Origin of the sequence: Phaeobacter sp. JH20_02, assembly GCF_048056915.1 — a bacterium.
In the GTDB taxonomy this organism is placed as follows: domain Bacteria; phylum Pseudomonadota; class Alphaproteobacteria; order Rhodobacterales; family Rhodobacteraceae; genus Phaeobacter; species Phaeobacter bryozoorum.
Genome location: NZ_JAYMVP010000023.1, coordinates 40,202 through 64,139 on the forward strand (window position 1 = coordinate 40,202; position 23,938 = coordinate 64,139).

The window sequence follows — 23,938 nt, forward strand, 5'->3', positions numbered from 1 at the left end:
GGCCAATAGGCAGTTGTTTGCAGTGGTAACGAAATTCCGTCAAATCGGGTCCTCGATGCTGGACCCGGATTTGAACGGACCAACCGCCGTATTCGGAGGAGCGACGCCGGAACAGACCGGGCGGCCATCCGGCGCCAGCCGTTGCGACAGGTAACCTTCTACCCCGTCGTCAATGATCCAATGATCGCAGCCGGTCGGATCAACCCAAATCCCCGCCTTCAGCTGAGACAGATCCTTGCTGTCAAAACCACGATCCACGGTTTTGTCGACCTTGTCGCCACAGGCAGACAGACCGATCGCCAAGGACGCAAGAAGCGCTGTTCTGGTGAATGACATAACGATGCTCCTCAGCGCAGGCAGATAATTTCGACGCGACGGTTCTGCGCCATATTCACGGCCGAGTCGTTCGGCACGCGCGGATCACGCTCGCCATAGCCCCGCGCCTCAAGGATGCGGGCGCCAACCGATTGGCCGACTTTTGCGACCGCATCGGCACGGCGCTGAGACAGCCGCATGTTATATTCATCTGATGCGCGACTGTCGGTATGGCCCGTGATGATGAAGGATCGGGCATTCGCGGACTGGAAAAACTCGCGCAGGCGCTGTTGCCCGGCGGCGCTGATGTGATGCCTGTTGGTGGCAAAAAACTGATCGCTGGGCATCACGCCGCAGATATTGCCCCGACGGCAAACCGGTTTCCCGTCTCGCGTGACATGGGGTGTCATGAAACCTTCGGCGCCATCGTCCATCACCCAATGCTCGCAACCGTCGGGATCAACCCAGATGGTTGGAATATAGCTCTGACCGATCACACCGGCGTCCTGCGCCAGCAAAGCGCCCACATTCAAGCCGACAGTCGCGACAACGGTGGCCACGAGTCCGCAGAGTTGTTTCCTCATTGGTTTCAACACACCCAATATCCCCCTTACACCAGTCATTCGCAGGCGTCATTCTTGCGGCCACGCAGGCTTTGTGCGGGCCGTTACCGTGATATTCGCAGGTATAGAACGCAAATTGCAATCATTTGCTTAAGGAAATCAGAAGTTTCACGACGCCATGTCGCGCTGGGGGCGCAATCGGCTGCGCGACCGCCCCTCGCCCATGATCAATCGATCAGAGCGCCGGCCAGTGAGTTGGCCCCAGAGGACAGGATCCGCACGCGGGCAAGATCACCGATGGCGCGATCACAATCCGCAACATGCACCGCATGCAGGTAATCGGATTTGCCAACCATCTGGCCCGCGAAGCGGCCCGCCTTTTCAAACAGAACACCAACCTCGCGGCCAACCATGCTGTCCTGAACCTCGCGCTGTTGCTTGGTCAGCAGGGCCTGCAGGCGCTGAAGCCGGTCGTCAGCCGCAGCCGGGTCAACCTGAGGACGCTCTGCCGCCGGGGTGCCGGGGCGGGTGGAGTATTTGAAGGAATAGGCGGTGCCGTATTTCACCTCTTCCACCAGGTCCATGGTGGCCTGGAAATCTTCTTCGGTTTCTTCCGGGAAGCCAACAATGAAGTCGCCTGAGATCAGGATGTCTGGGCGCGCGGCGCGGATCCGCTCGATAAGGCGGATATAGCTCTCGGCGGTATGTGCGCGGTTCATCCGCTTGAGGATCTTGTCGGAACCCGCCTGTACCGGCAGGTGCAGATAGGGCATCAGCTTGGCACAGGTGCCATGCGCCTCGATCAGGTCGTCCTGCATGTCATTGGGGTGCGAGGTGGTGAAGCGAATGCGCTCCAGCCCGTCGATCTTGTCCAGCTCCCAGATCAGCTGGGCCAGGGTCAGGTCGCCGTTGGCGCCAGCACCGTGATAAGCGTTCACGTTCTGGCCGAGGAGCGTGATTTCGCGCACGCCACGCTCCACCAATTCCTGAGCCTCGCGCAGAATGCGGTCCGCCGGGCGCGACACTTCGGCGCCGCGGGTGTAGGGCACCACGCAGAAGGCGCAGAACTTGTCGCAGCCCTCCTGCACGGTCAGAAACGCCGTCGGGCCGCGCTTGGCTTTGGGGCGGTTCTTCAGCTTCTCGAATTTGTCTTCCTCGGGGAAATCGGTGTCCAGCACCTTCTCCCCCTTGCGGGCCTTCGCTTCCATCTCCGGCAGCCGGTGATAACTCTGCGGGCCGACCACCAGATCGACCAGCGGCTGACGGCGCATGATCTCCTCGCCCTCGGCCTGGGCGACGCAGCCCGCGACGCCAATCTTCAGGTCCGGCTTCTGCGCTTTCAGCCCCTTGAAGCGCCCCAGTTCGGAATAGACCTTCTCCGCCGCCTTTTCCCGGATGTGGCAGGTGTTCAGCAGGATCATGTCGGCGTCATCCGGCGATTTGGTTTCAACGTAACCTTCGCCGCCCAGCGCCTCGGCCATGCGTTCACTGTCATAGACATTCATCTGACAGCCATAGGTCTTGATAAACAGCTTCTTCGGGGCGCTCATGGGGACAACCTTTTCACCGGAGGGTCGCAACAGCGGCGTGGCATAGCCGGAAACGGCTCTGCTTGCAATGGCGCGCGGATTACCCGACTTTAGCAGCAATCGCCAGACAGGGAAGTCGGCAGAGAACAGCAGGCAATCAGATATGATGCACTCATCACTCGAAGGGTTTCTTGGCGCCGGGGACAAGATCCTGACAGCAGGGCCCGTCGCTCTGATCTTTGTCGAGGATAAGGTGGAGATTGCGACCACCCTGCGCCACCATCTTGATCTCGGCTTTACAACCGTTGTGGCCTTTATACCGGACGCTTTTGACATCCCCTACGATCTGGAGACGCGCATCCACCGTGTGCCCTTTGACTGTAGCGCGCGTGAAGCGGTGATTGAGGCCATCAACAAGGTGATCGCGAGAGCCGCACCGGGTTGCTGGCTCTATTACTGCTATAATGCAGAGTACCTGTTCTACCCCTTCTGTGAGAGCCGTAATGTTGTCGAACTCTTGGGGTTTCATGGCGAAGAGCGGCGCTCGGCCATGCTGACCTATGTCATTGATCTTTATGCCGCCGATCTGGACGCAGCACCAAACGGCGTATCGCTGGAAACCGCGCATCTGGATAAATCCGGCTACTATGCACAGGCCCGCATTGATCCACAGACCGGCCATCCGCTTGATCGCCAGCTGGATTTCTACGGCGGCATACGCTGGCGCTATGAAGAACATATCCCCGCAGCAAGCCGAAAGATCGACCGGATTTCGCTGTTCCGTGCAAAACCGGAACTACGGCTGTTTGAGGATCACCGGTTCAACGAACCGGAGTACAACACCTACGCCTGCCCCTGGCACCACAATCTGACCGCCGCGATTTGCTCTTTTCGCACCGCAAAGGCGTTGAAACGCAACCCGGGATCCTCCTTTGAGATCGACAGTTTTCGATGGCACAACTCGGCGCCCTTTGACTGGCATTCTCGTCAGCTGCTTGATCTGGGCCTGATGGAGCCGGGACAGTGGTTCTAGGCTCCGAGCGCCAATGCAGCGCGACCCTGTCATAGCTTAGCGCTGCAATAGAACGGGAAACCAATCCTCGCGGAGGGTCTGACCCGACACCATGTCATGGCCCGGATAGGGCGGCGAGGTTGGGCCAGGGCGTTCAATATAGCGTGCGTCCTCCCCGACCAGACGCAACGAAAAGGCGCGGCGACGGGTTTCGCTGGTATTGGCGCGGGCGCCGTGCAGCGTCCGGTAATTAAAGGCGACGGCGTCACCTGGCTGCATCTCCCACTCCAGGATTGTCATGCCTTCGGCATCGGGATCCGGCACCGGCATGTACTGCCCCTCATCAGCAAAGAAGCCCTCCTCAGAGACCCAGCGCGTTGGCAACACCTCCTTCTCCCAGCGGTGCGAGCCTGCAACGCATCGCAGCGAGGCGTTCGTGACAGGATCGAGCGGCGACCAGAAGCTGATGGTCTGCTGCCCTTCGACGAAATAATAAGGCCCATCCTGATGCCAGGGGGTCGCCATGGAGGTGCCCGGCTCTTTCACCAGCACGTGGTCGTGGAACATCTGCACCCGTTTGGACTGCATCAGATCTGCGGCCACCTCCGCCACGGGCGATTGTTCGATTGCCTGCTGAAACTGAGGGATCCGGGTCCAATTGCAATAGTCATCAAAGAACCGCCCGGTCTGCCCGGGTTTTTCATTGTTGGAAGCATAGGGACCGGGCTGCGCCATATTCGCCTCGACGCCGTCGCGCAGAATATCGACCTGATCGACGAAGAGACCGCGGATCAACACAACGCCATCGCGTTGGAAATCGTCAATATGGTCTCGGGTGATGAGGGGATGGGGCATCGATCAATCCTTGGTATCGGGAGTACGGGTGACAGCATCTGGTTGCAGTCACCCGTTTCGGGCCGATGTTGCACCCGGCGGGGCGGCGTGCTCAAATAATATCTTAGTATGCAGAAAATAAACTGATGTTATACCTAACTCTACGCCACTACGAATATGTCTGCGCGATCGCTCAGCACGGCAGCCTGTCGGCGGCGGCTGCCGCTGTGCATGTCAGCCAGCCCGCGTTGTCCACAGCGCTTGCCCGGATCGAGGCGCAGCTGGGGGAGCCCCTGTTCCTGAGGCGTCGCGGGGCCGGCATGATCCTGACTCCACAAGGCCGCAGTTTCGCAGACCGTGCGCAAGCGCTCCTAGATCAGGCCGCGCGGCTGGAACGTCGGGGCACAGATCAAACCGACGGCCAGCAGCTGACCCTGGGATGTTTTACCGATCTGGCTCCCTTTCTGTTGGCCCCAGCGCTGCAGCGCCTTCGGATCGGCTTGCCCGGTGTGGCCATCCGCTACAGGACGGATCACTTTGAACCGCTGCTGGCCTCGATGACCGCCGGGAATATCGACTTGGCGATCAGCTATGACCTGGGCGTGGATGCAAGCTTCGTCCGGCAGGAGGTGTTGCGGCGCGGCCCCGTAGCGCTGATGCCCAATGGTCACCCACTTGCAGATCGTGACCGCCTGTCCTTGGCCGATCTGGCCGAACAGCCCCTGATTCTGTCCGAAGAAGGATTGTCCGTGCGCCACATGCTTGGCCTGTTCAAATCCATTGGCGCGCTGCCCCGAATTGCCCACCGGGCGGCATCGGTCGAGCTGCTGCGCAGCCTGGCCGCCCATGGCGAAGGGATCGGCATCACCTACAGCAGGCCCCCCGATTTACGCTCCTACGATGGCAAGCCACTGGTCGCGATACCCATCAGCGACACATCGGCAGAGGAGCCCTTGGTCCTGATCAGCCACAGCCCGCCGTCAAAAGGCAGCGTGATAGAGACCGCGCAGCAGATTCTGGCGAAAACGGTTACGGAAATACTCTAGCACGCACATGAGCGCAGCGCCCGGCGTTCCAACGATCAGACCTTGCGCAGTCGGATCACAACGTCGACGGACGCGATTTCAACGCCCTGCGGCGCCGCGGGCAGGCTCTTGATCACCAGCTGATCGGATGGCGCATCCGACAGACGCCCCTCGTCTTCCCAGTAAAAATGGGGGTGGTCGTGCGTATTGGTGTCAAAATAGCTTTTGGACCCATCGACTGTGATTTCCTGCAAGACGCCAGCATCGCAAAAGGCGCGCAACGTGTTGTAGACCGTCGCAAGTGAAACAGCTGCACCCTTGTCCTTTGCCGCGTCAAACAGGCTCTCGGCGGTCACATGGCGATGCTTGCCGTCGCCCACCAACAACTCTGCCAGCGCCACCCGCTGACGGGTCGGGCGCAATCCGGCTGTTTCCAGCCAGTTGGTAGCGATATCTGCTGGTGTTGGCGTCATGTAGCGGTCCTGCATAGCGTTGCTGGCCCCATTTATAGGCCGAAAGGGTCCTTGCATTCAATTCAATTTGCGTAGCTCCGATCTGTATCTGTAGACTGTCACAGTTGAAAAACCTGAAGGCCACAGGCTGAATGCTGGTGTGCCCTCGGCACCCGGAACCCTTGCAGGAGAGTCGAAACGGGTGCTACAGGGAGCCAGATACACGATCATAACATAGGCAGGAGAAGCGCCAGCATGGCCGATTACCCCAGCAGCTTTGACAAAGACGATTTGCTGAAATGCGCCAGAGGCGAGCTGTTCGGCCCTGGCAACGCACAGCTGCCCGCCCCTCCCATGTTGATGATGGATCGCATCACCGATGTGTCGGCCGATGGCGGCGCCCACGGCAAGGGTCACATTACGGCCGAGTTCGATATCACGCCTGACCTGTGGTTCTTTGACTGTCATTTCCCCGGCAACCCGATCATGCCCGGATGTCTGGGTCTTGACGGCCTCTGGCAGCTCACTGGCTTCAACCTGGGCTGGCGTGGCTGGCAGGGTCGCGGCTATGCGCTGGGTGTAGGCGAGGTGAAACTGACTGGGATGGTGCGCCCCGACCGCAAGATGCTGACCTATAAGATCGATTTCACCAAAGCGATCCAGACCCGTCGCCTGACCATGGGGGTTGCCGACGGCATCGTGGAAGCCGATGGTGAAGTTATCTACCAGGTCAAGGACATGAAGGTGGCCCTCTCCGAGAGCTGATCCGCAGCTCTCCCCGCCCCTTGAACAAGAAATAGGAGTACGCATCATGCGTCGCGTCGTCGTCACCGGTCTGGGCATCGTCTCGTCCATCGGGAACAATGCCGAAGAGGTTCTCGCCTCTCTCAAAGCAGGAAAATCTGGCATCGAGGCCAGCCCCGAAATGGTCGAGCATGGCTTTCGCAGCCAAATTGCGGGAACGCTCAAGCTGAATGTTGCTGACCATGTCGACAAGCGTACCCTGCGTTTTATGGGGGCTGGCGCGGCCTATGCCCATATAGCGATGAGCCAGGCAATTGCCGATGCCGGCCTCTCCGAAGATCAAGTGGTGAATGAGCGGACCGGTCTGGTGGCCGGTTCGGGCGGGCCGTCCACATCGGCCATGCTGGCAGCCCATCAGACCGTGCTGAAAACCGGAGCCACGAAGCGGATCGGGCCGTTTGCTGTTCCCAAGTGCATGTCTTCCACGATCTCGGCAAATCTGGCCACAGCCTTCAAAATCAAAGGTATCAACTACTCGATCACCTCGGCCTGCTCGACCTCGCTGCACTGTATCGGCAATGCCGCTGAGCAGATCATGATGGGTAAGCAGGATGTGATGTTCGCCGGTGGTGGCGAGGAACTGGACTGGACCCTGTCGTGCCTGTTCGATGCGATGGGCGCGATGTCGTCCAAATACAACGACACGCCGGAGAAAGCCTCCCGCGCGTTTGATCAGGACCGTGACGGTTTCGTGATCTCTGGTGGCGGCGGTATCGTCGTGCTGGAGGATCTGGATCACGCCCTGGCGCGCGGTGCCAAGATCTACGCCGAAGTGACCGGCTTTGCCGCCACCTCCGATGGCCACGATATGGTCGCCCCCTCCGGCGAAGGCGGCGAGCGCGCCATGCGTCTGGCCCTGCAATCCCTGCCGGACGGCCGCAAGGTGGACTATATCAACGCCCACGGCACCTCGACCCCGGTCGGCGACGTCGGCGAGATCGAAGCGGCCCGCCGGGTTTTCGGCGCGGGCAACGTGCCGCCGATTTCTTCGACCAAATCAATGACCGGTCATGCGCAGGGCGCGGCGGGCGCACTGGAGGCGATCTTCTGCCTTCTGATGCTGGACAATGACTTCATCACGCCGTCGATCAACGTCGACACGCTGGCCGAGGGCATCGAGCCGGGAGAGGTCGCAACCCAGCTGGTGGAAAACGCGGGCCTTGACAGCGTAATGACCAACAGCTTCGGCTTTGGCGGCACCAATGGCTCAATGGTATTGAGCAAATACAAAGGATAACGGCGGATGTCAGGAGTATTGACGGGCAAACGTGGCCTGATCATGGGGGTCGCAAACGACCGTTCGATCGCTTGGGGCATCGCCAAGGCCATGGCCGATGCGGGGGCCGAACTGGCATTCACCTATCAGGGTGAAGCCTTTGGTAAACGGTTGGAACCGCTGGCCCAGAGCGTTGGCAGCGACTTTATGGTCGATGTGGACGTCACCGATGATGCGTCGCTCGACACCGCGTTCGAGCAATTGGCGGCACGCTGGGACAGTGTCGACTTCGTGGTGCACGCCATCGCCTATTCGGACAAGACCGAGCTGACCGGACGCTTCCTCGACACCAGCCGCGAGAACTTCAAGAATTCGATGGATATCTCCGCCTATTCCTTTGTCGAGGTGGCGCGCCGCGCCTACCCGCTGATGAAGGCCAATGGCGGCACGTTGCTGACCCTGACCTACCAGGGATCGAACCGAGTGGTGCCCAACTACAACGTGATGGGTGTCGCAAAGGCGGCATTGGAAAGCGCCACGCGTTACCTGGCCAATGATCTCGGCCCCGAAGGCATCCGTGTGAACGCCATCTCCCCTGGCCCGATGAAAACCCTGGCAGGGGCCGCCATCGGTGGTGCCCGCAAGACGTTTAAACATACGGCGCAGAACGCCCCATTGCGCGATAACGCCACGTTGGAAGCGGTTGGTGGTACAGCCGTCTATCTCGCCTCCGACGCAGGGGCCTGCACGACGGGCGAGATCATCCGCGTCGACGGTGGTTTTCATGTCCTTGGCATGCCGCAGCAGGACAATCTCTGACCTGCTGCCAATCCCTGTCACAAGAACCAAGGGCACCCAGCGGATGCCCTTTCTTGTTGCTGTCTCCGCTTGAAATCACTGTTCCGCAGCCAGTTCTGAAAGAAGCTGCTGCATGAGATCAGCCGCGGGCATAGCACGAACTCCGGCAGCGCCCTGCCCGGCCCATTGCGCCCCATATCCGGGCTCGCCAGCCTGCTTCGCCGCAGTATTCAGGGCTTTCCCGGCATCATAGGCAATGGGGTAATCAGGAATGATCGTCGGATCGAGCTTCTGCGCAAGGTCGGTGAAACGGTTTCTCAGGCAGCGGGCCGGGCGCCCTGAAATTACCGTTGTCATCTCTGTTTTCGGATCCGCGGCCAGCAAGGCGGCCCGATAGCCCGCATCGGCACTGCTCTCGGGGCAGGCGATGAACGCGGTGCCCAACTGCGCAGCAGCGGCACCTGCTACCAGCGCCTTTGCAATATCGGCACCGGTCATCAACCCGCCTGCGGCGATCACCGGCAGGTTCAGGTTGGTGACCAGTTCGCGGACCAGTTCAAGAGTTCCAAGCCTGGGATCCGCGCCGCGCGGATCAAAGATACCCCGATGGCCTCCGGCCTCCCACCCCTGTGCAACAATGGCGTCGATCCCGGCGCTCGCCAACACAGCAGCCTCGGCAAGTGAGGTTGCTGTGGCCAGCAAGATGATGCCGGCTGACTTCAGAGCCGAGATCACCCCCTGCGGCGGCAAACCGAAGTGGAAGCTGACAACTGCCGGGCGCTGCGCAATCAGCATCTCCTGCATATCGGTATCAACGCAGAAGCTGGTGTAGATTTCGCGCAGCGCCTCCGGCGGCGCCGTATTGTAGCTGTGAAACACCGGTGCCAAGGCGCTGAGCCAGGCCGCCTCGCGGGAGGGATCCTCAAGCGCTGGCCGGTGGCAGAACACATTGACGTTAAAGGGTCGGCCAGTCAGTGCCACCGTTTGACGCAGCATCTCCTCAGCCTGGTCGATGCTTGCCGCTCCGATACCCAGGGCGCCCAGCCCACCGGCATTGCTGACAGCCGCCGCCATCTGGGGCGTGCTGACGCCGGCCATGGGAGACTGGAGAATCGGCACGGATATACCCAGGAGTTCCATCAATGCGGCTGACGTAGAAATATCAGTCATTCCGTCCTCTTTCACCACGGCATATCCCGCTGCAAAAGAGCCGGTTTGACGAGGCGGCGCAAGAGGCACCGCCTCAGATGCGATCAGTTGATCGAGACCAGCTCGATATCAAAGATCAAGTCTTTGCCTGCCAGGGGATGATTGGCGTCAAGGGTCACAGTCGCCTCGCTCACCTCAACCACGGTCACCGGCAGCACTTCGCCCGTTGGAGCCTGCATCTGCAATTGTGTTCCAACCTCAAGCGGGATGTCATCAGGGATCCCTTCACGCGGAATGCTCTGCCGCGCCTCGTCGTGGCTGGGGCCATAGGCCTGATCCGCGGGAATGTTGAGCGTTTTCGTCTCGCCTGCGGCCATGCCGACCAGCCCGGCATCCATACCCTCGATAACCTGACCAGAGCCGACGGTGAACTCAAGCGGCTCGCGCCCTTCAGAGCTGTCAAAGACACTGCCGTCTGTCAGCTTGCCTGTGTAGTGGATGCGTACGGTATCGCCGCTTTTTACCTCGGTCATGGGACCTCCAGTTGCTTTCACGTTACAAAGGCGCGCACAGTATAGGACAACACCGTGATGTAAACCCGATGATCCGAAGCAGCCCCGGTCGCACCGTGCCCGGGCGTCAGCAGAGCGGCGGGAGATGATTGTGGCTGGAATTTGCGCCCCGTTTGCGCCTAGGCTGGGACAACCGCAGGACATCGAACCGGAGGCCCCATGGCAATCAGCACCTGTATCTTTGATGCCTATGGCACATTGTTCGATGTGACAGCGGCCGCACGGCAAGCTGCAGGTGAGCCGGAGTTTCCGCATCTGATCGACCATTGGGCAGAGCTGGCCAACCACTGGCGGCTGAAGCAGCTACAATACACTTGGCTGCGTGTAATCACAAACTCACATGCCGATTTCTGGCAGGTCACCCAGGACGGGTTGGATTGGGCCATGGAGGCCACCGGCCTGAGCGGTGACCCGCAGCTGCGAAAGCGCCTGCTGGATCTCTACTGGCAGCTTCAGGCCTATGATGAGGTTCCGCAGATGCTGCGCGCCCTCAAGACTGCGGGCCTGCAGACCGCAATCCTCTCCAACGGATCACCCGAGATGCTGGACGGAGCCGTTCAATCCGCAGGGGTCGGCGACCTGCTGGACGATGTGCTCTCTGTCGAAAGCGTTGGTGTCTTTAAACCGGACCCGAAGGTCTATGACCTTGTCGGCAAACGCTTTGGCTGCCAGCGCGATGAAGTGCTTTTCGTGTCCTCCAACGGCTGGGACGCTGCCGGTGCGGCGGGATACGGGTTTACCACGGCTTGGGTGAACCGAAGTGGTGAACCTATGGATCGCCTGCCGTGGAGGCCGCATCACGTGCTGAGGAATCTGGCCAGTATCCCTGACCTGGCGGGGGGATAAACCCGTGCTGAACACGCCACGCGCACTCTCATATTTTACCAGCTCTGACGGGCTGGAGCTGGCCTATGACGATCCAGACTTCGGCCCCCAGACAACAGCCATTTCCCGCCCACCCCTATTGTGCCTGGCAGGGCTCACACGCGACGGGCAGGACTTTCGCTACCTGCGGCCGCATATTCATGGCCATCGCCTGATCACCCTGGACGCCCGGGGTCGGGGCCGGTCTCAATATGCAGACGATATCCATAGCTATTCGGTCCCGCGCGAGGCGCAGGATGTGATCGAGCTGCTGGACCATCTGGGCATTGATCGCGTGACGCTGCTCGGCACCTCGCGCGGCGGGTTGGTGGCGATGGCACTGGCCGCTCTGCACAAGGAGCGATTGGCCGGTGTGATCCTGAACGATGTCGGGCCAGAAATTCCGGCAGATGGGATCACCCGGATTATGGCCTATGTCGGATATCGTCCGGCAGCCAAAACCCACGAAGAAGCCGCCTCGGCGCTTGCGACCCATATGGCGCCAGCGTTTCCCGATGTGCCGATGACACGCTGGCGCGAAGAAGCCGAGGTTTTTTACACGCAGACCCGGACGGGTTTGGCGCTGCGCTATGACGCCCGGTTGCGTGAAGCTCTCTTGGCGCAGGCTGCAGCGGGGCCAGCGCCGGATCTCTGGCCATTGTTTCAATCACTTGAAGGTCTGCCCTGCGGCGTGATCCGCGGCGCGAACTCCGACATTCTGACGGCTGAGACCTACGAGAACATGCAGCGCCGTCTGCCGGACCTGATCGCCATGGAAGTGCCGGATCGCGGCCATGTCCCGTTTCTGGACGAACCCAAGGCGCTTGCCCTTATCCACCGAATTCTCGAGGTCGCCCAATGACATCCTTTGCCGCAATCAGTGCCGCTGCGGAGCGCCTGCGGGGCCACGCCCGCGAAACGCCGTTGCTCTCCTCCCCCTTTCTGGACGACATCGCGGGTCGCCGGGTACTGGTCAAGGCCGAGTGCCTGCAACATACCGGATCGTTCAAGTTCCGGGGGGGCTGGGCCGCGCTGTCTGCGCTCAGCCAGGATCAGCGCAAGAAAGGCGTGCTTGCTTATTCAAGTGGCAATCATGCGCAGGGTGTGGCCGCAGCGGCGGCCGCCCATGGCACACCCGCCGTGATCCTGATGCCGCAGGACGCCCCAAGAATTAAGATCGCCAACACCCGTGCGCTCGGCGCAGAGGTGGTGCTGTTCAACCGCGCCACCGATAATCGTGATGCCATTGGGGCAGAGCTGGCAGAGACTCGCGGCCTCACCCTGATCAAGCCCTACGACGACGACGAGGTCATCGCCGGTCAGGGCACAGTTGGTCTGGAAATCGCCCGACAGGCTGCTGAACAAGACGTGACCGAGGCGGATGTTCTGGTCTGCTGCGGCGGTGGTGGTTTGACTTCGGGGGTTGCCTTGGCGCTGGAACACGCTGCGCCAAAAATGCGGGTTCGCCCCTGTGAACCGCAGGGGTTCGATGACGTTGCCAGGTCACTGGCCGCCGGGCGGATCTGTCGCAATGACACCACGGCCGGCTCACTCTGTGACGCTATTCTCACGCCTGCACCCGGCGAAATCACCTTCCCGATCCTGTCACGGCTCTGCGGTTCCGGAATTGCTGTCAGCGAAGACGAGGCCATGCACGCCATGGCGCTGGCCTATTCGAGGCTCAAAATCGTGCTGGAGCCTGGCGGTGCTGTCTCGCTGGCGGCAGCATTGTTTCACGCAGACCACCTCAACGGATCGAGCGCGATTGCCATTGCGACCGGTGGTAATGTCGACCCCGCCATTTTTGCCGAAGCGCTACAAAAGTTCGGATAGGCTTCACACTCGCGCCGGTCGATCCGGTGCTCTTCGCCCCTGGAGTGCCCCTATGACCGAGTTCACTATCGCCTCCTTCAATGTGAAGAACCTGATCGGTCCCGATCAAGAATACTACAGGTTTCAAAGCTACACTCCCGAGGAATATGCTTGGAAATCCGATTGGTTGGCCGATCAGCTGCTGACGCTCGATGCCGATATCGTGGGGTTTCAGGAAATCTTCGATGAGGCGACGCTGCGCGAGGTGGTCGCCGAAACCGATCGGCGTGGAAAACAGGTAAACGCCGCGACCCTGCCCGATCGCTCCAAACGCTATCACCGCAAGGCCATATTCCGCAAACTCGTCTACACGCCCTATACCGATGCCAAGCTGGCCTATGCTGCCAATACGAATGACCACGACACTCCGGGCAAGCGTCGCCCCGGTCTCGCGATTCTGTCACGTACAGGTTTTGTGGAACCGGTCGAGATTATTCAGGACCTGCCGCTGCCGCTGGATATCCCGATGGCCTGCCTGGGCGGCGAGGATGACGCGGGCTACTACACGCTGCGACGGCTGTCTCGACCGATCATGAAGGCCCGCATTCCCGTCGCGAACCAGATCATCAGCGTATTCAACTGCCACCTGAAATCGAAACTGGGCGAGTTCATAACACCACTTGGGGCGCCTTATGCGCCCGAAACCGTGCTCACGGCTTATGATGCCAGTGGGCGGGCCATGGGCGCGTTGCGGGCAGCTCTGCGGCGTATGGCCGAGGCCTGGGTTCTGCGCCGCGCCATCCTGGACGAGCTGGAACAGGACCGGCCGGTCATGGTCCTGGGAGACTTCAATGATGGCGAGGATGCTGTCAGCTCTGAAATCATCAGCGGCGAGACACCGTTTCGCAACTACTCCTGGATGCTGCGGCATGACGCTCGCCACTCGGGAGATCGCTACAACCCGGACGAAGACCGTCAGATCCGGGAGATGATCGACCGCGTTCGCCTGCGTTCGGCGGAAAAGCTGTTTCTCAAGAAATCTCTCCGTGACGTGGTATACACCACCACATTCGGAGGCGTGCACCAGAGCATCGATCAGATCTATATGTCCCGCCATTTTGATCCCGAATGGACAGGGGCCATCGGCGAAATGCAATATTTCAGCGTCTTCAACGACCACCTTACTGATGGCAGCCACCCCGAAGCGCCTTATAACAAGCTGGCCTCCGACCATGGGCAAATCATGGCCCATATGCGGCTCGAGACTGCCGAATAGAGCCGCGATCCAGCCGCATGGCGGTGCTCGGATCGGGTTTACGTCCTGAAACACGCAGGCTAGGGAAGCGCATCGAATAAGCTCAGGAGGAGTTCCATGCCGCTTGCAGATCTGGGTGACATCCGGGTGAACTATCAATTGGATGGAACGCCTGACGGCCCGACGCTGGTGTTCGCCAATTCACTCGGCACCGATCTGCATGTCTGGGACGACGTGGTGACGCGATTGCCGCCGTCGCTGCGCATCATTCGCTATGACCTGCGCGGCCATGGCGGCACGTCGGCCACGCCCGCTCCCTATTCGATGGGCGCTCTGGTGCGCGATGCCGAGCGCCTGCTGGATCATCTTGGGGTGAGGGACTGTATTTTTGTTGGCTTATCGATCGGCGGGATGATCGCGCAGGGGCTGGCCGTCAAGCGGCTGGATCTGATACGCGGACTGGTGCTCTCGAATACGGCGGCCAAGATTGGCACCCCCGCCAAATGGCAACAGCGCATTGATGCGATCAAGCAGGATGGGCTTGATGCGGTCGCCGACACGATCATGCAGAACTGGTTTGCTCCGGCCTTCTACAGGTCCCCTGAGCTGGCCCATTGGCGCGCCCAGCTGCTTGGGCAATCGGTCGAAGGCTATATCGGCTGCTGCGCGGCCATCGCCGGAACTGATTTTTACACCCCAACCAGCGGCCTGCGCCTGCCAACCTTGGGCATCGCGGGATCGGATGATGGTGCAACGCCGGCAGATCTGGTTCGCGAAACGGTGGATTTAATCCCCGGATCAAGGTTCGAGCTGATCCGCCGCGCCGGACATCTTCCCTGTGTCGAACAGCCCGATATCTTTGCCGACCGTTTGGTGACCTTCCTGAGGGAGCTCGGGCATATTGACTGATCTGCTGCTGGTCCACGGCTCCTGCCACGGTTCGTGGTGCTGGCGCGACGTCCTGCCTCAACTGGAAGCACGCGGGATCAACGCACGAACCATCGACCTTCCCGGCCCTCGTATAGGCGGCAACGCGCGGTGGTGCGATCCAGTCGCTGTCACTTTGGAGGAAACCGTAGCCGCTGTCCGCGACGCCGCGCGATCAGAGACTATCGTTGTGGGCCATTCCTGGGCCGGCTACCCGATTTCAGCCGCAGCCGATATCGGCCCACCGCTGCGTGGATTGATTTACCTTTGCGCCTATGTCCCCCAGAATGGCCTGTCGATGATCGACATGCGCAAACGCGGCCCAAGCCAACCGCTCATCGGCAAGGTTTTGAAAACCGCGGACGGGCAAAGCTACTGTTTCGACCCCGAAGCCGCACCGGATCTGCTATACCACGATTGCCCGAGGTCAGTGGTGGACTATGCGCTGTCGCGACTGGCACCGCAGCCGATCAGGCCGCAAGACACGCCCGTGAAACTGGGTCCACAATGGGCCGCGACACCAAAAGCCTATATTCGATGCACCCAAGATCGCGTCATCCCGCCAGAATATCAGGCAGAAATGGTGGCGGATTGGCCCACTGATCGGATAAAAAATCTCGACACGTCACATTCGCCGTTCTTTGCCGCGCCCGATCAACTGGCAACGGTGATGGCAACCATAGTGAAAGATCTCTGATGGCCGCTTCTCTTTTTGACAGTCAGCTCTATGCCGCGCTTTTTCCTGCCGGAGATGTCTCCCGGCTATTTTCAGACAGTGCTGAAATCCGTGCCATGCTGCTGGTCGAAGGTGCGCTAGCGAAGGCGCAGGGCAAAGTCGGCATTATCCCCGAAGACAGCGCCGCCGCGATCGGACGCGCCGTGATGGAGGTCGCTCTTGATCCTGGGGCACTGGCTGCCGCGGCTGGGCAGAACGGCGTGCCGGTTCCAGGTCTGGTCGCAGCGCTGCGGAGCGAGATGAGCGCGCCGGAACATGCACAGTATGTTCATTGGGGCGCAACCTCGCAGGACATCATGGACAGCGCGCTGATGCTACGCCTGCGACAGGCGCTTGCGGCGGTGGAAGGGGATCTGATGGCGCTGCTGGCCCAGCTCTCCGATTTGGCTGAAGCCCATGCCAGCCTGCCGATGGCCGCACGCACCTACGGCCAGCTGGCCACGCCAACAAGTTTTGGCGCTGTCGTGGCCGCCTGGGGACAGCCCCTGCTTGGGCTGTTGGACGAATTGCCAAGGTTGCGCGACAGCTGTCTGCTGGTGTCACTTTCAGGCGCCGCGGGCACCTCTGGCGCGCTTGGCCCCCGGGTTGCGGAGCTGCGCGCAGAACTGGCCGCCGGTCTGTCGCTCGCCGATCCGGGTCGCAGCTGGCATACCGACCGCACGCCGGTCTTGCGTATTGCCGATTGGTTTACCCGAGTCTGCGTTGCATTGGGCAAACTGGGTACTGACTGCCTCGCCCTCCGTCAGAGTGGTATTGATGAGATTGCGATCAGCAGTCGCGGCGCCTCATCCACAATGCCACAGAAGCAAAACCCGGTAGGCGCCTCCGCATTGGTTGCGCTGACGTCGCAGGCAAACGCCCAGCTCTCGGCCCTGCATCATTCTGCTGGCCATCAGCACCAACGGGACGGGACAAGCTGGCTCGGCGAATGGTTTAGCCTGCCGCAGACCATTTTCTGCGCCGCCAGTGCCGTGCGGATTGCCAATTCCATCACCCGGGGTCTAACACCGGATGTCGACCGCATGCGGCACAATCTGAACGCTGCCAACGGTACCATTCATGCCGAAGCGTTGAGCTTTGCTCTGGCTGAGCATATGCGGCGCGGTGAGGCGCAGGCGATGGTCAAGGAGCTCTGTGCCAAGGCCGCCCAAGACGGAAAGTCGTTGCAGGAGATCACGGTCGCGCATTATCCAGAGCTTGATCACACCGCGATCTTTGACGCAGCACGGCAACTTGGCTCTGCCCCGGAAGAGGCACAGCAATTTGCGAAAAGCGTCACCGCCCTGCAAGCCAGACGAAATCCCTCCTGACCCGGCGGTGATCGGCGCAACCGTTTCCCTGCCCCCTGCGCCAATTCGTCTTCAAGATACGACGCGTCACAGACGGTTTCGGGCTTGCGGGCTCGCTTCCCCCGGTCCACCGTGACCACTAAAAGGGGAGAGACGCGACATGCCTATCGTTAAAGCAGCCGTATGCCATCAGTTCGGCAGCCCGCTTGTGATCGAGGATGTCCAGCTTGCCGCGCCGCGTAGCGGTGAAGTGGAGGTCAAACTGGATGCCGTCGCGATCTGCCACAGTGATATCTCCTATGCGGAGGGTGCCTGGGGTGGTTTCCTGCCCGCTGTCTATGGTCACGAGGCTGCCGGCGTGATCAGCGCAGTTGGCGAGCATGTTCATGGCTTCGCCGAAGGCGATAGCGTGGTCGTGACCCTGATCCGCTCCTGCGGCAGCTGTCCTAGCTGTGCAGGGGGCGCTCCAACGCTGTGCGAGACCCCCTATGATGCTATCAATGGCCCGCTGAAAACCCTTGCAGGTTCCCCCCTGATGCAGGCCATGGCCTGCGGTGCATTTGCAGAACGGGTGGTGGTTGACCAACGCCAGATTGTGAAAATTCCGGCAGATCTGGGTAAAGACGTTGCCGCACTTCTGTCCTGCGGCGTGATCACCGGTGTCGGCGCTGCGGTGAACGCCGCCCAGCTGCGCGCAGGCCAGGATGTTGTGGTGATTGGTGCAGGCGGTGTCGGCCTCAATGCGATTCAGGGCGCCCGCATCGCCGGCGCCCGCCGCATCGTCGCTGTCGACCTCAGCGAGGATAAGCTGGCCATTGCCGAAGAGTTCGGGGCCACCCATACGGTTCTCGGCAGTCTGGATGCCCCTTGGAAGGCCGCCTACAAAGCGCTTGGCGGTCGCGGTGCAGATGTCGTCCTGGTCACCGTTGGTGCGATCCCCGCCTACGATCAGGCCACAAGGTATCTCGGTGTCGGTGGGCGCATGGTAATGATCGGCATGCCCCATTCCGGCGCGAAAGCCAGCTACGAACCCGTGATCATGGCGGCTATCGGTCAGGGCATGATCGGGTCGAAAATGGGCGACGTCGTTATCCAGCGCGATATTCCATGGATGGTAGACCTCTACAAACAAGGACGTTTGAAGCTGGACGAGCTGATCTCCGGCCGGTGGCGGCTTGAAGAGATCAATGCAGCGATCGCAGACACCAAGACGGGCTCGGCGCGCCGCAACATCATCGTTTTCGACCAATAAACCGTTCAGTAGCCACGGGGAAATGACATGAAACTGCAAGACCTCGACATCATCGTCACAGCCCCACCCGCGCCCGGCTGGGGAGGGCGCTATTGGATCCTCGTCAAACTGACCACCGATACCGGCATCATCGGCTGGGGCGAATGCTACGCGGCCTCGATCGGCCCAGACGCGATGAGCCACGTGATCCGTGATGTATTTGACCGCCACATGCTGGGACAATCGCCAGAAAACATCGAATGGATGTTCCGACGGGCGTACTCGTCAGGTTTCACCCAGCGGCCCGACCTCAGCGTCATGGGCGCATTCTCAGGACTGGAAATCGCCTGTTGGGACATTCTCGGAAAGGATCGCAATCGTCCGGTTCACGCACTTATCGGCGGGCGAATGAACGAGCGGCTGCGCGCCTATACTTATCTCTATCCGCAACCCCATCACGACATGGATGCGTTCTGGAACAGCCCCGAGCTGGCAGCTGAATCCGCCATTGTAGCTGTGGAGAACGGATATACAGCGATCAAATTCGACCCCGCCGGTCCCTATACGATGCGCGGCGGGCATATGCCGGCGCAATCTGACATCACGAAATCCGTCGCCTTCTGCCGAGCGATCCGTGAGGCTGTGGGAGATCGTGCCGACCTACTGTTCGGAACCCATGGCCAGTTCACGCCCGCCGGCGCCATTCGGTTGGGGCAGGCTCTTGAACCCTATAGCCCCTTATGGTTCGAGGAGCCGACACCCCCCGATTTGGTCGCGGATATGGCCCGTGTCGCTGAACGGGTGCGCATTCCCGTTGCCACCGGAGAACGACTGACCACCAAGGCGGAGTTTGCCGCTGTGCTGCGCGCTGGCGCGGCCGAAATCCTGCAACCGGCATTGGGGCGGGCAGGCGGCATCTGGGAGGTCAAGAAGATTGCGGCCATCGCCGAGGTTTTTGGTGCCCAAATGGCCCCGCATCTCTACGCCGGTCCGGTGGAGTGGGCTGCCAATATCCAGTTGGCGGCGTCGATCCCCAACCTTCTGATGATCGAGACCATTGAAACGCCGTTCCACATGTCGTTGATCAAGCAGAGCATCACGATCGAAGCTGGGTTCGTCATCCCCTCGGACGCCCCCGGCCTTGGTATCGAGGTAGACGAAGATCTCGCCCGCGCCCATCCATTCGAGGGAGACGATTTGCACCTCAATATGCAGGATGCCCCCTGCAACTACGCCGATGGTAACAGTTTTGTCGGCGGCGCGCCGCCCAAAACCAAATAACAGAACTACCCGTCGCAGTAGGATTTCGAACCTGTCGCGCATGCGCGCCGCCTGTCTGACCATCCGGCCTGCGCGTGCCCTGCCACAAGTCTCGGCCGCGCTAGCTCGACACGTAGCCAGCAACCACCTGCAACAGTTTGAAAGCCGTTGCGGCATCGTTTTCGACAACTGCAAGGAACTCCTCCTCACCGATCCGCAAACACGTCAGCTCGCTTTCGGCAATCATGCTCAGCGCCCTGGGTTCCTTCCGGATCAATCCCAGTTCGCCAACCAGACGACCGGCACCGACCTTGGCTACGAGACGGCTGTCATCACCTTCCTGCGGCAGATATAGGCCCGCTTCGCCCTCCAGAATCATATAAGCGCCGTCACTCGCTTCATCGTCCTTGAGAAACACCGTGTCACCAGCCTTGGCGGTATACCAGCGCGCCCCAAAGGCAAGAAGCCGGAGCTGGCGACGGTTGAGCTCGGAGAACAGCTCAGTTTGCTCAAGCGCCCGTAGTTTCCGTGCAAGATCAGCACTGCCCGCACCATCACTGACCGCATCCGCAGCGGGGGTGTCACTCACCAACCGGCCCTGGCGAAGCTCATAATAACTGTCGAAGACATCCGGGCTTTCAAAACTGCTGCCCAGATAGATCAGCGTCGTCTCTGGCAAAAGATGGCGCAGGTTCTTGTGAATGGCGATGCGTGTATCCAGATCGTAGCTCGCCATTGCAGTGTCTAGGATCAGGATATCCGGGCGCTTGATCGAAGCGCGTGAGAAGGCAAGCGGCTCGGCAAAGCTGGCTGCAAGCCCCTGCCCGCCTATCGCAATCGGCAGATCAAAAATCAGCTCAACAACCCGATCACGCACGCCGTTCTCGACAAGAACCTCTGAGACCAGCTTCTGCACTTCCTCGGCTCGCCCGCCGGCGCTATCGGAGATCTTGCCGAACAGGGCATTCTCGAGCACCGTCAGACCCGGAGCAAAGGCCGCCTCATCAAGCGGCTCGAAAATATCACCCAGCGTCGCCATCAATTGCTTGGAGTGGCTTTGGCGGAACGCAAGAATGCGCTCTTCTATCTCATCACTGAACGCAGCACCGATTTGCTCGGCAGAGATGCTGAAAGGCACGATAAGTAACCGCGCAAGTTCTCCATGGCTCAGCGTAGAGACGCCATCGTTCCGGGTCTTGTCGACCAGCGCCAGCGCCCCCTCATAGGCCGAAGCCTCCAGCCCAAGCTTGCGAAAGAGCGGATGATCGGTACCGTCAATGCCAAAGATCTGCCGCAGCATTTCCACCACGTCACGGCTGAGCGCGACGAGATCGACGTCAAGATCGAGTGCCCTGAGTTGATCCAGAAAATCATTCTGTTGCCTCAGGACGTCTTCGGTGATCCGCGCTTGCGTGGTTGCATATAGAAGGTTCTCCGCCACCGGCAGGGCCGGATTGTACCGATCGGACGCCAGAAAGTGCACGTATTGTTCCAGGCCCGCCTTGGTAACCGCCTGCTGCACCTTTGGTCGCAGTTCGACCAGCTGAAGCGCCAATTCTGAATGACTCTTGGCATCAAAACGCTGTTCGACGCCACGACGGAACAGGGCGGTATCGGACCCGATCCCCGACACCAACCGCAGCCACCAGTCGCGCAGCTCCGCCTCGCTGGAGAACCCGGCCAGGCTCGGGTCCAGCCAGGAGGCGTCCAGTGGATCTGGGCTGTTACCCGCACGCTGCGCGACATCATAGCGCCGCAGGTCCTGCGCGGTACCAAGCGGCCGCTGCCTGATCGGCATCATCACATTGTCGCCAAAAGAGCCCTGAAACAGCACCGGGCGGGACGTGGCATGACCGATGCGGGCGGCGATCACCGCCTGATGAATGTCACGCATGTTCTGGTCATCGATACAGACCTTGCCTGCCGAAGGCAGCAATTCGCGGGTCAACAATCCCGCCAACGCACGGCGATCCTCCTCCGAGGGCGCGGCAACCCCGATCACCTTGCCTGCCGGGAAGCGGGCATTGAGATCTTCCAGAACAAGATTGCCATCCGCATCGCGGACGTTGACCCCCTCCACGACGATATCGCCCCGAAGCCGTTTCAAATCCTCGGGCGCGCCCGTCATCAAGGCCTCATCGACCATGCCGGGCGGGTCAAATCGCTCCAGGATCACATCCCAGCGCAACGCCATATCCTGCGTCTGGTTGTAATAGGCCAGAAGTTCCTTCCAGGGCGATGCCAAGTCCTTGTAGGCGGCAAGGGCTGCAACCAGTGCACCGAGCGAGACCTTGCCTTCAAGCACCAGATAGCCGCCAACTGCATAGAACAGGAACGGTGTCAGCTGGGTAATGAAGTTGTTGAGAAACTTCATGAAGAATTTTTTCTGATAGATCGCAAACCGGATGTCATAGAGCCATCCGAGCCGATCCGTGATCACAGCCATCCGGTAACGCCAACCGCCGTTCAGACGTAGGGTAGATGCGCCAGCGGCGCTTTCGCCGATCTCGGAGGCCAAAGCGCGGATCTGATGAATACGCTTCTTGTTCAACAGGTTGATTTGCCGCTGCAACATCGGGATCAACCAGCCCTGCAAGGGAATTAGCGCAACCGCCGCCAGACCGAACCAGACACTCTGCATGAACAGAAAATAGAGGATCGTCAGCATCTGACCGGCCTGTAGCACCGGCTGGCTGACCGCATCCCCCATCAACCCCCCCATCGGCTCACTTTCCGAGGTGATCATAGACACCAGTTCGCCCTGGCTTACCCGCTCGAAATACGGCTGTGGGAACCGCACAACACGCGAGATCAACCGATAGCGGAACCGCCGCAGCATCCGCTCGGCCAGAACCCCCTTCATCGTGTTGATGCGCATTTTCAGCAGACCATGCGCGAGAACCGCCAGAAGAAATCCACCGCAGAGAAGCCAGAGATAATGCAGCTGGTTCAACTCGTACCCAAGCAGGTCAATCGTGGAGCTCTGCGCCCCGATAGCATCGTTGATGATGCGTTTTGGCAGTTCCAGAGTGAGATAGAGAAGTGGAAACAGGCAGGCCGTGACCACCAACAGAACCAGTTGGTCGCGCTTTGAGTAGTTCCAGATAAACCGAAAAAGAGTGCGTTCTATGGGACGGCTCCGAAATGGAAAATGTTACGGAAACTGATCCCGATATGCCTAGCCCGGATTGCCAGTTGCAGGCAATGGCAAGACGGACGTCACACGCCGTGTCGTCCGGTTCAATCCAGCTGACCTTGCCCAAAGCCTATCCAGATGACGGAGCGTCGTGGCGATTAGTGCCACAGGCCATTTGCCTGTTTCGAAAAAATACGTAAGCTTTCAGCGCGCGACACAAAACGGGGCCATTGCTTTGACAGACCACCTCGCATCCCTGTTGGGATTGCTTTGCCTGCTTCAGATCAAACACATGTTTGCGGATTTCTACCTGCAAACACCCAAGATGCTCTCGGGTCGTGGTGAATATCTGCATGCCGGACGGGCACAACATGCGGGCGTGCATGTGATGGGATCCATTATAGCCTTTGTTATCATGGGCGCTCCGGTTGGCTTCATCTTGATCATCTGCGCGCTGGAATGGGTGGCACATTTCAACATCGACTATTGCAAGGCCTGCTATTCCAAACGCAAGGAACTGGCACCGAATATGGCTGTCTACTGGCGCGCGATGGGCACCGACCAGGCCTTACACCAACTCACCTATCTTGCGATGGCAGCTGCCTGGGCGCATGTCAGTTTCGGCTGAAAGCCGAAGCAGCGCGACCTAAGCTGTCGGCGCCCGGGACAAAGCTCAGCGCGTGACAGGTTCGTCGCGCTTGATGGTCCGCAGCACCACGTTTGTTTGCGCACTGGCAACCGCAGGCAGGCGGAACAGAAACTCCTCAAGAAACCGATTGTAGGCGTCAAGATCAGGCGCCAATACCCGCAGGTGGTAATCCGACTGCCCCGTGGTGGCATAGCATTCCTGAACCAGACGGCTGGTCTCAACCGCCTTGATGAAGTCCGCCAGCTTTTCGCGGTCGTGACGGGTCAGCTGCACATGGACAATCGCGTGAAATCCCAGCCCCATCGCCGCCGCGTTCACCACCGCGCCATAGCGCTCAATGACACCCGCCTCCTCCAGTGCGCGCACCCGCCGCCACAACGCCGAAGCTGACATCCCCACCGCCTCTGCCAGATCCGCATTCGACATCCGCGCATCCTGTTGCAGCAGCGTCAGGATCCGACGGTCCCGATCATCAAGGGTGAGATCATCATCCATGGTAAAATCATCCAA

The 23,938-nt window shown here is 60.2% G+C and carries 24 protein-coding genes; 15 read left to right on the forward strand and 9 right to left on the reverse strand.

Translation table 11 applies throughout. From position 1 onward, the window contains the following. Positions 1–39: 39 nt before the first annotated feature. From VWY34_RS12405 to miaB, 3 genes are all read right to left on the reverse strand, one after another. On the reverse strand, positions 40–336 hold the full coding sequence (locus tag VWY34_RS12405) for a hypothetical protein (protein ID WP_340544426.1): 297 nt from the start codon (positions 334–336) through the stop codon (positions 40–42). 11 nt (positions 337–347) lie between these two features. Beyond that, a complete protein-coding gene (locus tag VWY34_RS12410) occupies positions 348–899 on the reverse strand; it encodes an OmpA family protein (protein WP_340544425.1) in 552 nt (183 codons plus the stop codon). 206 nt (positions 900–1,105) lie between these two features. Beyond that, positions 1,106–2,428, reverse strand: a complete 1,323-nt coding sequence (gene miaB, locus VWY34_RS12415) for a tRNA (N6-isopentenyl adenosine(37)-C2)-methylthiotransferase MiaB (protein WP_416536518.1) — start codon at positions 2,426–2,428, stop codon at positions 1,106–1,108. 142 nt (positions 2,429–2,570) lie between these two features. Here miaB and VWY34_RS12420 point away from each other — a divergent pair, with 142 nt between their 5' ends. Beyond that, positions 2,571–3,440, forward strand: a complete 870-nt coding sequence (locus tag VWY34_RS12420; RefSeq protein WP_416536517.1) for a glycosyltransferase family 2 protein — start codon at positions 2,571–2,573, stop codon at positions 3,438–3,440. 36 nt (positions 3,441–3,476) lie between these two features. Here the strand turns inward: VWY34_RS12420 and VWY34_RS12425 are convergent, their stop codons facing one another. After that, positions 3,477–4,274, reverse strand: a complete 798-nt coding sequence (locus VWY34_RS12425; protein WP_340544421.1) for a phytanoyl-CoA dioxygenase family protein — start codon at positions 4,272–4,274, stop codon at positions 3,477–3,479. Between the two features lie 125 nt (positions 4,275–4,399). On the opposite strand from VWY34_RS12425, the gene VWY34_RS12430 reads away from it, so the two are divergent. Then, on the forward strand, positions 4,400–5,299 hold the full coding sequence (locus VWY34_RS12430) for a LysR family transcriptional regulator (RefSeq protein WP_340544419.1): 900 nt from the start codon (positions 4,400–4,402) through the stop codon (positions 5,297–5,299). 35 nt (positions 5,300–5,334) lie between these two features. On the opposite strand, the gene irrA is transcribed toward VWY34_RS12430, so the two are convergent. Next, positions 5,335–5,751, reverse strand: coding sequence for an iron response transcriptional regulator IrrA (irrA, locus tag VWY34_RS12435; RefSeq protein ID WP_260099685.1), 417 nt, complete (start codon positions 5,749–5,751; stop codon positions 5,335–5,337). 234 nt (positions 5,752–5,985) lie between these two features. Between irrA and fabA the strand changes: the two genes are divergently transcribed. Genes fabA through VWY34_RS12450 form a run of 3 tightly spaced genes read left to right on the forward strand, consistent with a single transcriptional unit; the run spans position 5,986 to position 8,569 of the window. Beyond that, positions 5,986–6,495, forward strand: a complete 510-nt coding sequence (gene fabA / locus VWY34_RS12440) for a bifunctional 3-hydroxydecanoyl-ACP dehydratase/trans-2-decenoyl-ACP isomerase (RefSeq protein WP_340544418.1) — start codon at positions 5,986–5,988, stop codon at positions 6,493–6,495. A gap of 46 nt (positions 6,496–6,541) precedes the next feature. Then, the gene (gene fabB, locus VWY34_RS12445) at positions 6,542–7,771 is read left to right on the forward strand and encodes a beta-ketoacyl-ACP synthase I (RefSeq protein ID WP_340544416.1); all 1,230 of its coding nucleotides are present in this window, start codon (positions 6,542–6,544) and stop codon (positions 7,769–7,771) included. Positions 7,772–7,777: 6 nt separating this feature from the next. Then, positions 7,778–8,569, forward strand: coding sequence for an enoyl-ACP reductase FabI (locus VWY34_RS12450; protein WP_340544415.1), 792 nt, complete (start codon positions 7,778–7,780; stop codon positions 8,567–8,569). A 75-nt stretch (positions 8,570–8,644) separates the two neighbouring features. Here the strand turns inward: VWY34_RS12450 and VWY34_RS12455 are convergent, their stop codons facing one another. Both VWY34_RS12455 and VWY34_RS12460 read right to left on the reverse strand, forming a co-directional pair. After that, the gene (locus VWY34_RS12455) at positions 8,645–9,718 is read right to left on the reverse strand and encodes an NAD(P)H-dependent flavin oxidoreductase (RefSeq protein WP_416545473.1); all 1,074 of its coding nucleotides are present in this window, start codon (positions 9,716–9,718) and stop codon (positions 8,645–8,647) included. 83 nt (positions 9,719–9,801) lie between these two features. Then, positions 9,802–10,230, reverse strand: a complete 429-nt coding sequence (locus VWY34_RS12460; RefSeq protein WP_416545475.1) for an FKBP-type peptidyl-prolyl cis-trans isomerase — start codon at positions 10,228–10,230, stop codon at positions 9,802–9,804. Positions 10,231–10,428: 198 nt separating this feature from the next. Here VWY34_RS12460 and VWY34_RS12465 point away from each other — a divergent pair, with 198 nt between their 5' ends. From VWY34_RS12465 to VWY34_RS12505, 9 genes are all read left to right on the forward strand, one after another. Next, positions 10,429–11,115, forward strand: coding sequence for a haloacid dehalogenase type II (locus tag VWY34_RS12465; protein ID WP_416545477.1), 687 nt, complete (start codon positions 10,429–10,431; stop codon positions 11,113–11,115). Between the two features lie 7 nt (positions 11,116–11,122). Next, entirely contained in the window at positions 11,123–11,995 is an 873-nt protein-coding gene (locus VWY34_RS12470; protein ID WP_416545646.1) for an alpha/beta fold hydrolase, read from the forward strand. Next, positions 11,992–12,966: a threonine ammonia-lyase gene (locus VWY34_RS12475; protein WP_416545479.1), complete on the forward strand. Its 975-nt coding sequence runs from the start codon at positions 11,992–11,994 to the stop codon at positions 12,964–12,966. Before VWY34_RS12470 ends, VWY34_RS12475 begins: the two co-directional genes overlap by 4 nt. Before the next feature lie 52 nt (positions 12,967–13,018). Then, positions 13,019–14,221 carry an endonuclease/exonuclease/phosphatase family protein gene (locus VWY34_RS12480; RefSeq protein WP_416545481.1) on the forward strand — a complete coding sequence of 401 codons (1,203 nt, stop codon included), beginning with the start codon at positions 13,019–13,021 and terminating at the stop codon, positions 14,219–14,221. Between the two features lie 96 nt (positions 14,222–14,317). Further along, the gene (pcaD, locus tag VWY34_RS12485; RefSeq protein WP_416545483.1) at positions 14,318–15,109 is read left to right on the forward strand and encodes a 3-oxoadipate enol-lactonase; all 792 of its coding nucleotides are present in this window, start codon (positions 14,318–14,320) and stop codon (positions 15,107–15,109) included. After that, positions 15,102–15,824 carry an alpha/beta fold hydrolase gene (locus VWY34_RS12490; protein ID WP_416545485.1) on the forward strand — a complete coding sequence of 241 codons (723 nt, stop codon included), beginning with the start codon at positions 15,102–15,104 and terminating at the stop codon, positions 15,822–15,824. The genes pcaD and VWY34_RS12490 overlap by 8 nt, the downstream gene beginning before the upstream one ends. Next, on the forward strand, positions 15,824–17,173 hold the full coding sequence (locus VWY34_RS12495) for a class-II fumarase/aspartase family protein (protein WP_416545486.1): 1,350 nt from the start codon (positions 15,824–15,826) through the stop codon (positions 17,171–17,173). The genes VWY34_RS12490 and VWY34_RS12495 overlap by 1 nt, the downstream gene beginning before the upstream one ends. 139 nt (positions 17,174–17,312) lie before the next feature. After that, complete coding sequence (locus VWY34_RS12500) at positions 17,313–18,404, forward strand: zinc-binding dehydrogenase (protein ID WP_416536506.1); 1,092 nt, start codon at positions 17,313–17,315, stop codon at positions 18,402–18,404. Between the two features lie 27 nt (positions 18,405–18,431). Continuing rightward, a complete protein-coding gene (locus VWY34_RS12505; RefSeq protein WP_416536505.1) occupies positions 18,432–19,664 on the forward strand; it encodes a mandelate racemase/muconate lactonizing enzyme family protein in 1,233 nt (410 codons plus the stop codon). Between the two features lie 100 nt (positions 19,665–19,764). Here the strand turns inward: VWY34_RS12505 and VWY34_RS12510 are convergent, their stop codons facing one another. After that, positions 19,765–22,722, reverse strand: coding sequence for an ABC transporter transmembrane domain-containing protein (locus VWY34_RS12510; RefSeq protein ID WP_416545648.1), 2,958 nt, complete (start codon positions 22,720–22,722; stop codon positions 19,765–19,767). A gap of 292 nt (positions 22,723–23,014) precedes the next feature. Here VWY34_RS12510 and VWY34_RS12515 point away from each other — a divergent pair, with 292 nt between their 5' ends. Further along, entirely contained in the window at positions 23,015–23,407 is a 393-nt protein-coding gene (locus VWY34_RS12515; protein ID WP_340544401.1) for a DUF3307 domain-containing protein, read from the forward strand. A gap of 45 nt (positions 23,408–23,452) precedes the next feature. On the opposite strand, the gene VWY34_RS12520 is transcribed toward VWY34_RS12515, so the two are convergent. Beyond that, positions 23,453–23,923: an Lrp/AsnC family transcriptional regulator gene (locus tag VWY34_RS12520; RefSeq protein WP_340544400.1), complete on the reverse strand. Its 471-nt coding sequence runs from the start codon at positions 23,921–23,923 to the stop codon at positions 23,453–23,455. Positions 23,924–23,938: the final 15 nt, after the last annotated feature.

Bases quoted from the DNA above. Each gene is read 5' to 3' on its own strand.
- VWY34_RS12420 (WP_416536517.1), top strand. From the start codon at position 2,571: ATGATGCACTCATCACTCGAAGGGTTTCTTGGCGCCGGGGACAAGATC.
- VWY34_RS12410 (WP_340544425.1), bottom strand. From the start codon at position 899: ATGAGGAAACAACTCTGCGGACTCGTGGCCACCGTTGTCGCGACTGTC.
- VWY34_RS12480 (WP_416545481.1), top strand. From the start codon at position 13,019: ATGACCGAGTTCACTATCGCCTCCTTCAATGTGAAGAACCTGATCGGT.
- fabA (WP_340544418.1), top strand. From the start codon at position 5,986: ATGGCCGATTACCCCAGCAGCTTTGACAAAGACGATTTGCTGAAATGC.
- fabB (WP_340544416.1), top strand. From the start codon at position 6,542: ATGCGTCGCGTCGTCGTCACCGGTCTGGGCATCGTCTCGTCCATCGGG.
- VWY34_RS12405 (WP_340544426.1), bottom strand. From the start codon at position 336: ATGTCATTCACCAGAACAGCGCTTCTTGCGTCCTTGGCGATCGGTCTG.
- VWY34_RS12460 (WP_416545475.1), bottom strand. From the start codon at position 10,230: ATGACCGAGGTAAAAAGCGGCGATACCGTACGCATCCACTACACAGGC.
- VWY34_RS12425 (WP_340544421.1), bottom strand. From the start codon at position 4,274: ATGCCCCATCCCCTCATCACCCGAGACCATATTGACGATTTCCAACGC.
- VWY34_RS12520 (WP_340544400.1), bottom strand. From the start codon at position 23,923: ATGGATGATGATCTCACCCTTGATGATCGGGACCGTCGGATCCTGACG.
- pcaD (WP_416545483.1), top strand. From the start codon at position 14,318: ATGCCGCTTGCAGATCTGGGTGACATCCGGGTGAACTATCAATTGGAT.
- miaB (WP_416536518.1), bottom strand. From the start codon at position 2,428: ATGAGCGCCCCGAAGAAGCTGTTTATCAAGACCTATGGCTGTCAGATG.
- VWY34_RS12500 (WP_416536506.1), top strand. From the start codon at position 17,313: ATGCCTATCGTTAAAGCAGCCGTATGCCATCAGTTCGGCAGCCCGCTT.
- irrA (WP_260099685.1), bottom strand. From the start codon at position 5,751: ATGACGCCAACACCAGCAGATATCGCTACCAACTGGCTGGAAACAGCC.
- VWY34_RS12505 (WP_416536505.1), top strand. From the start codon at position 18,432: ATGAAACTGCAAGACCTCGACATCATCGTCACAGCCCCACCCGCGCCC.
- VWY34_RS12495 (WP_416545486.1), top strand. From the start codon at position 15,824: ATGGCCGCTTCTCTTTTTGACAGTCAGCTCTATGCCGCGCTTTTTCCT.
- VWY34_RS12475 (WP_416545479.1), top strand. From the start codon at position 11,992: ATGACATCCTTTGCCGCAATCAGTGCCGCTGCGGAGCGCCTGCGGGGC.
- VWY34_RS12455 (WP_416545473.1), bottom strand. From the start codon at position 9,718: ATGACTGATATTTCTACGTCAGCCGCATTGATGGAACTCCTGGGTATA.
- VWY34_RS12465 (WP_416545477.1), top strand. From the start codon at position 10,429: ATGGCAATCAGCACCTGTATCTTTGATGCCTATGGCACATTGTTCGAT.
- VWY34_RS12450 (WP_340544415.1), top strand. From the start codon at position 7,778: ATGTCAGGAGTATTGACGGGCAAACGTGGCCTGATCATGGGGGTCGCA.
- VWY34_RS12430 (WP_340544419.1), top strand. From the start codon at position 4,400: ATGTTATACCTAACTCTACGCCACTACGAATATGTCTGCGCGATCGCT.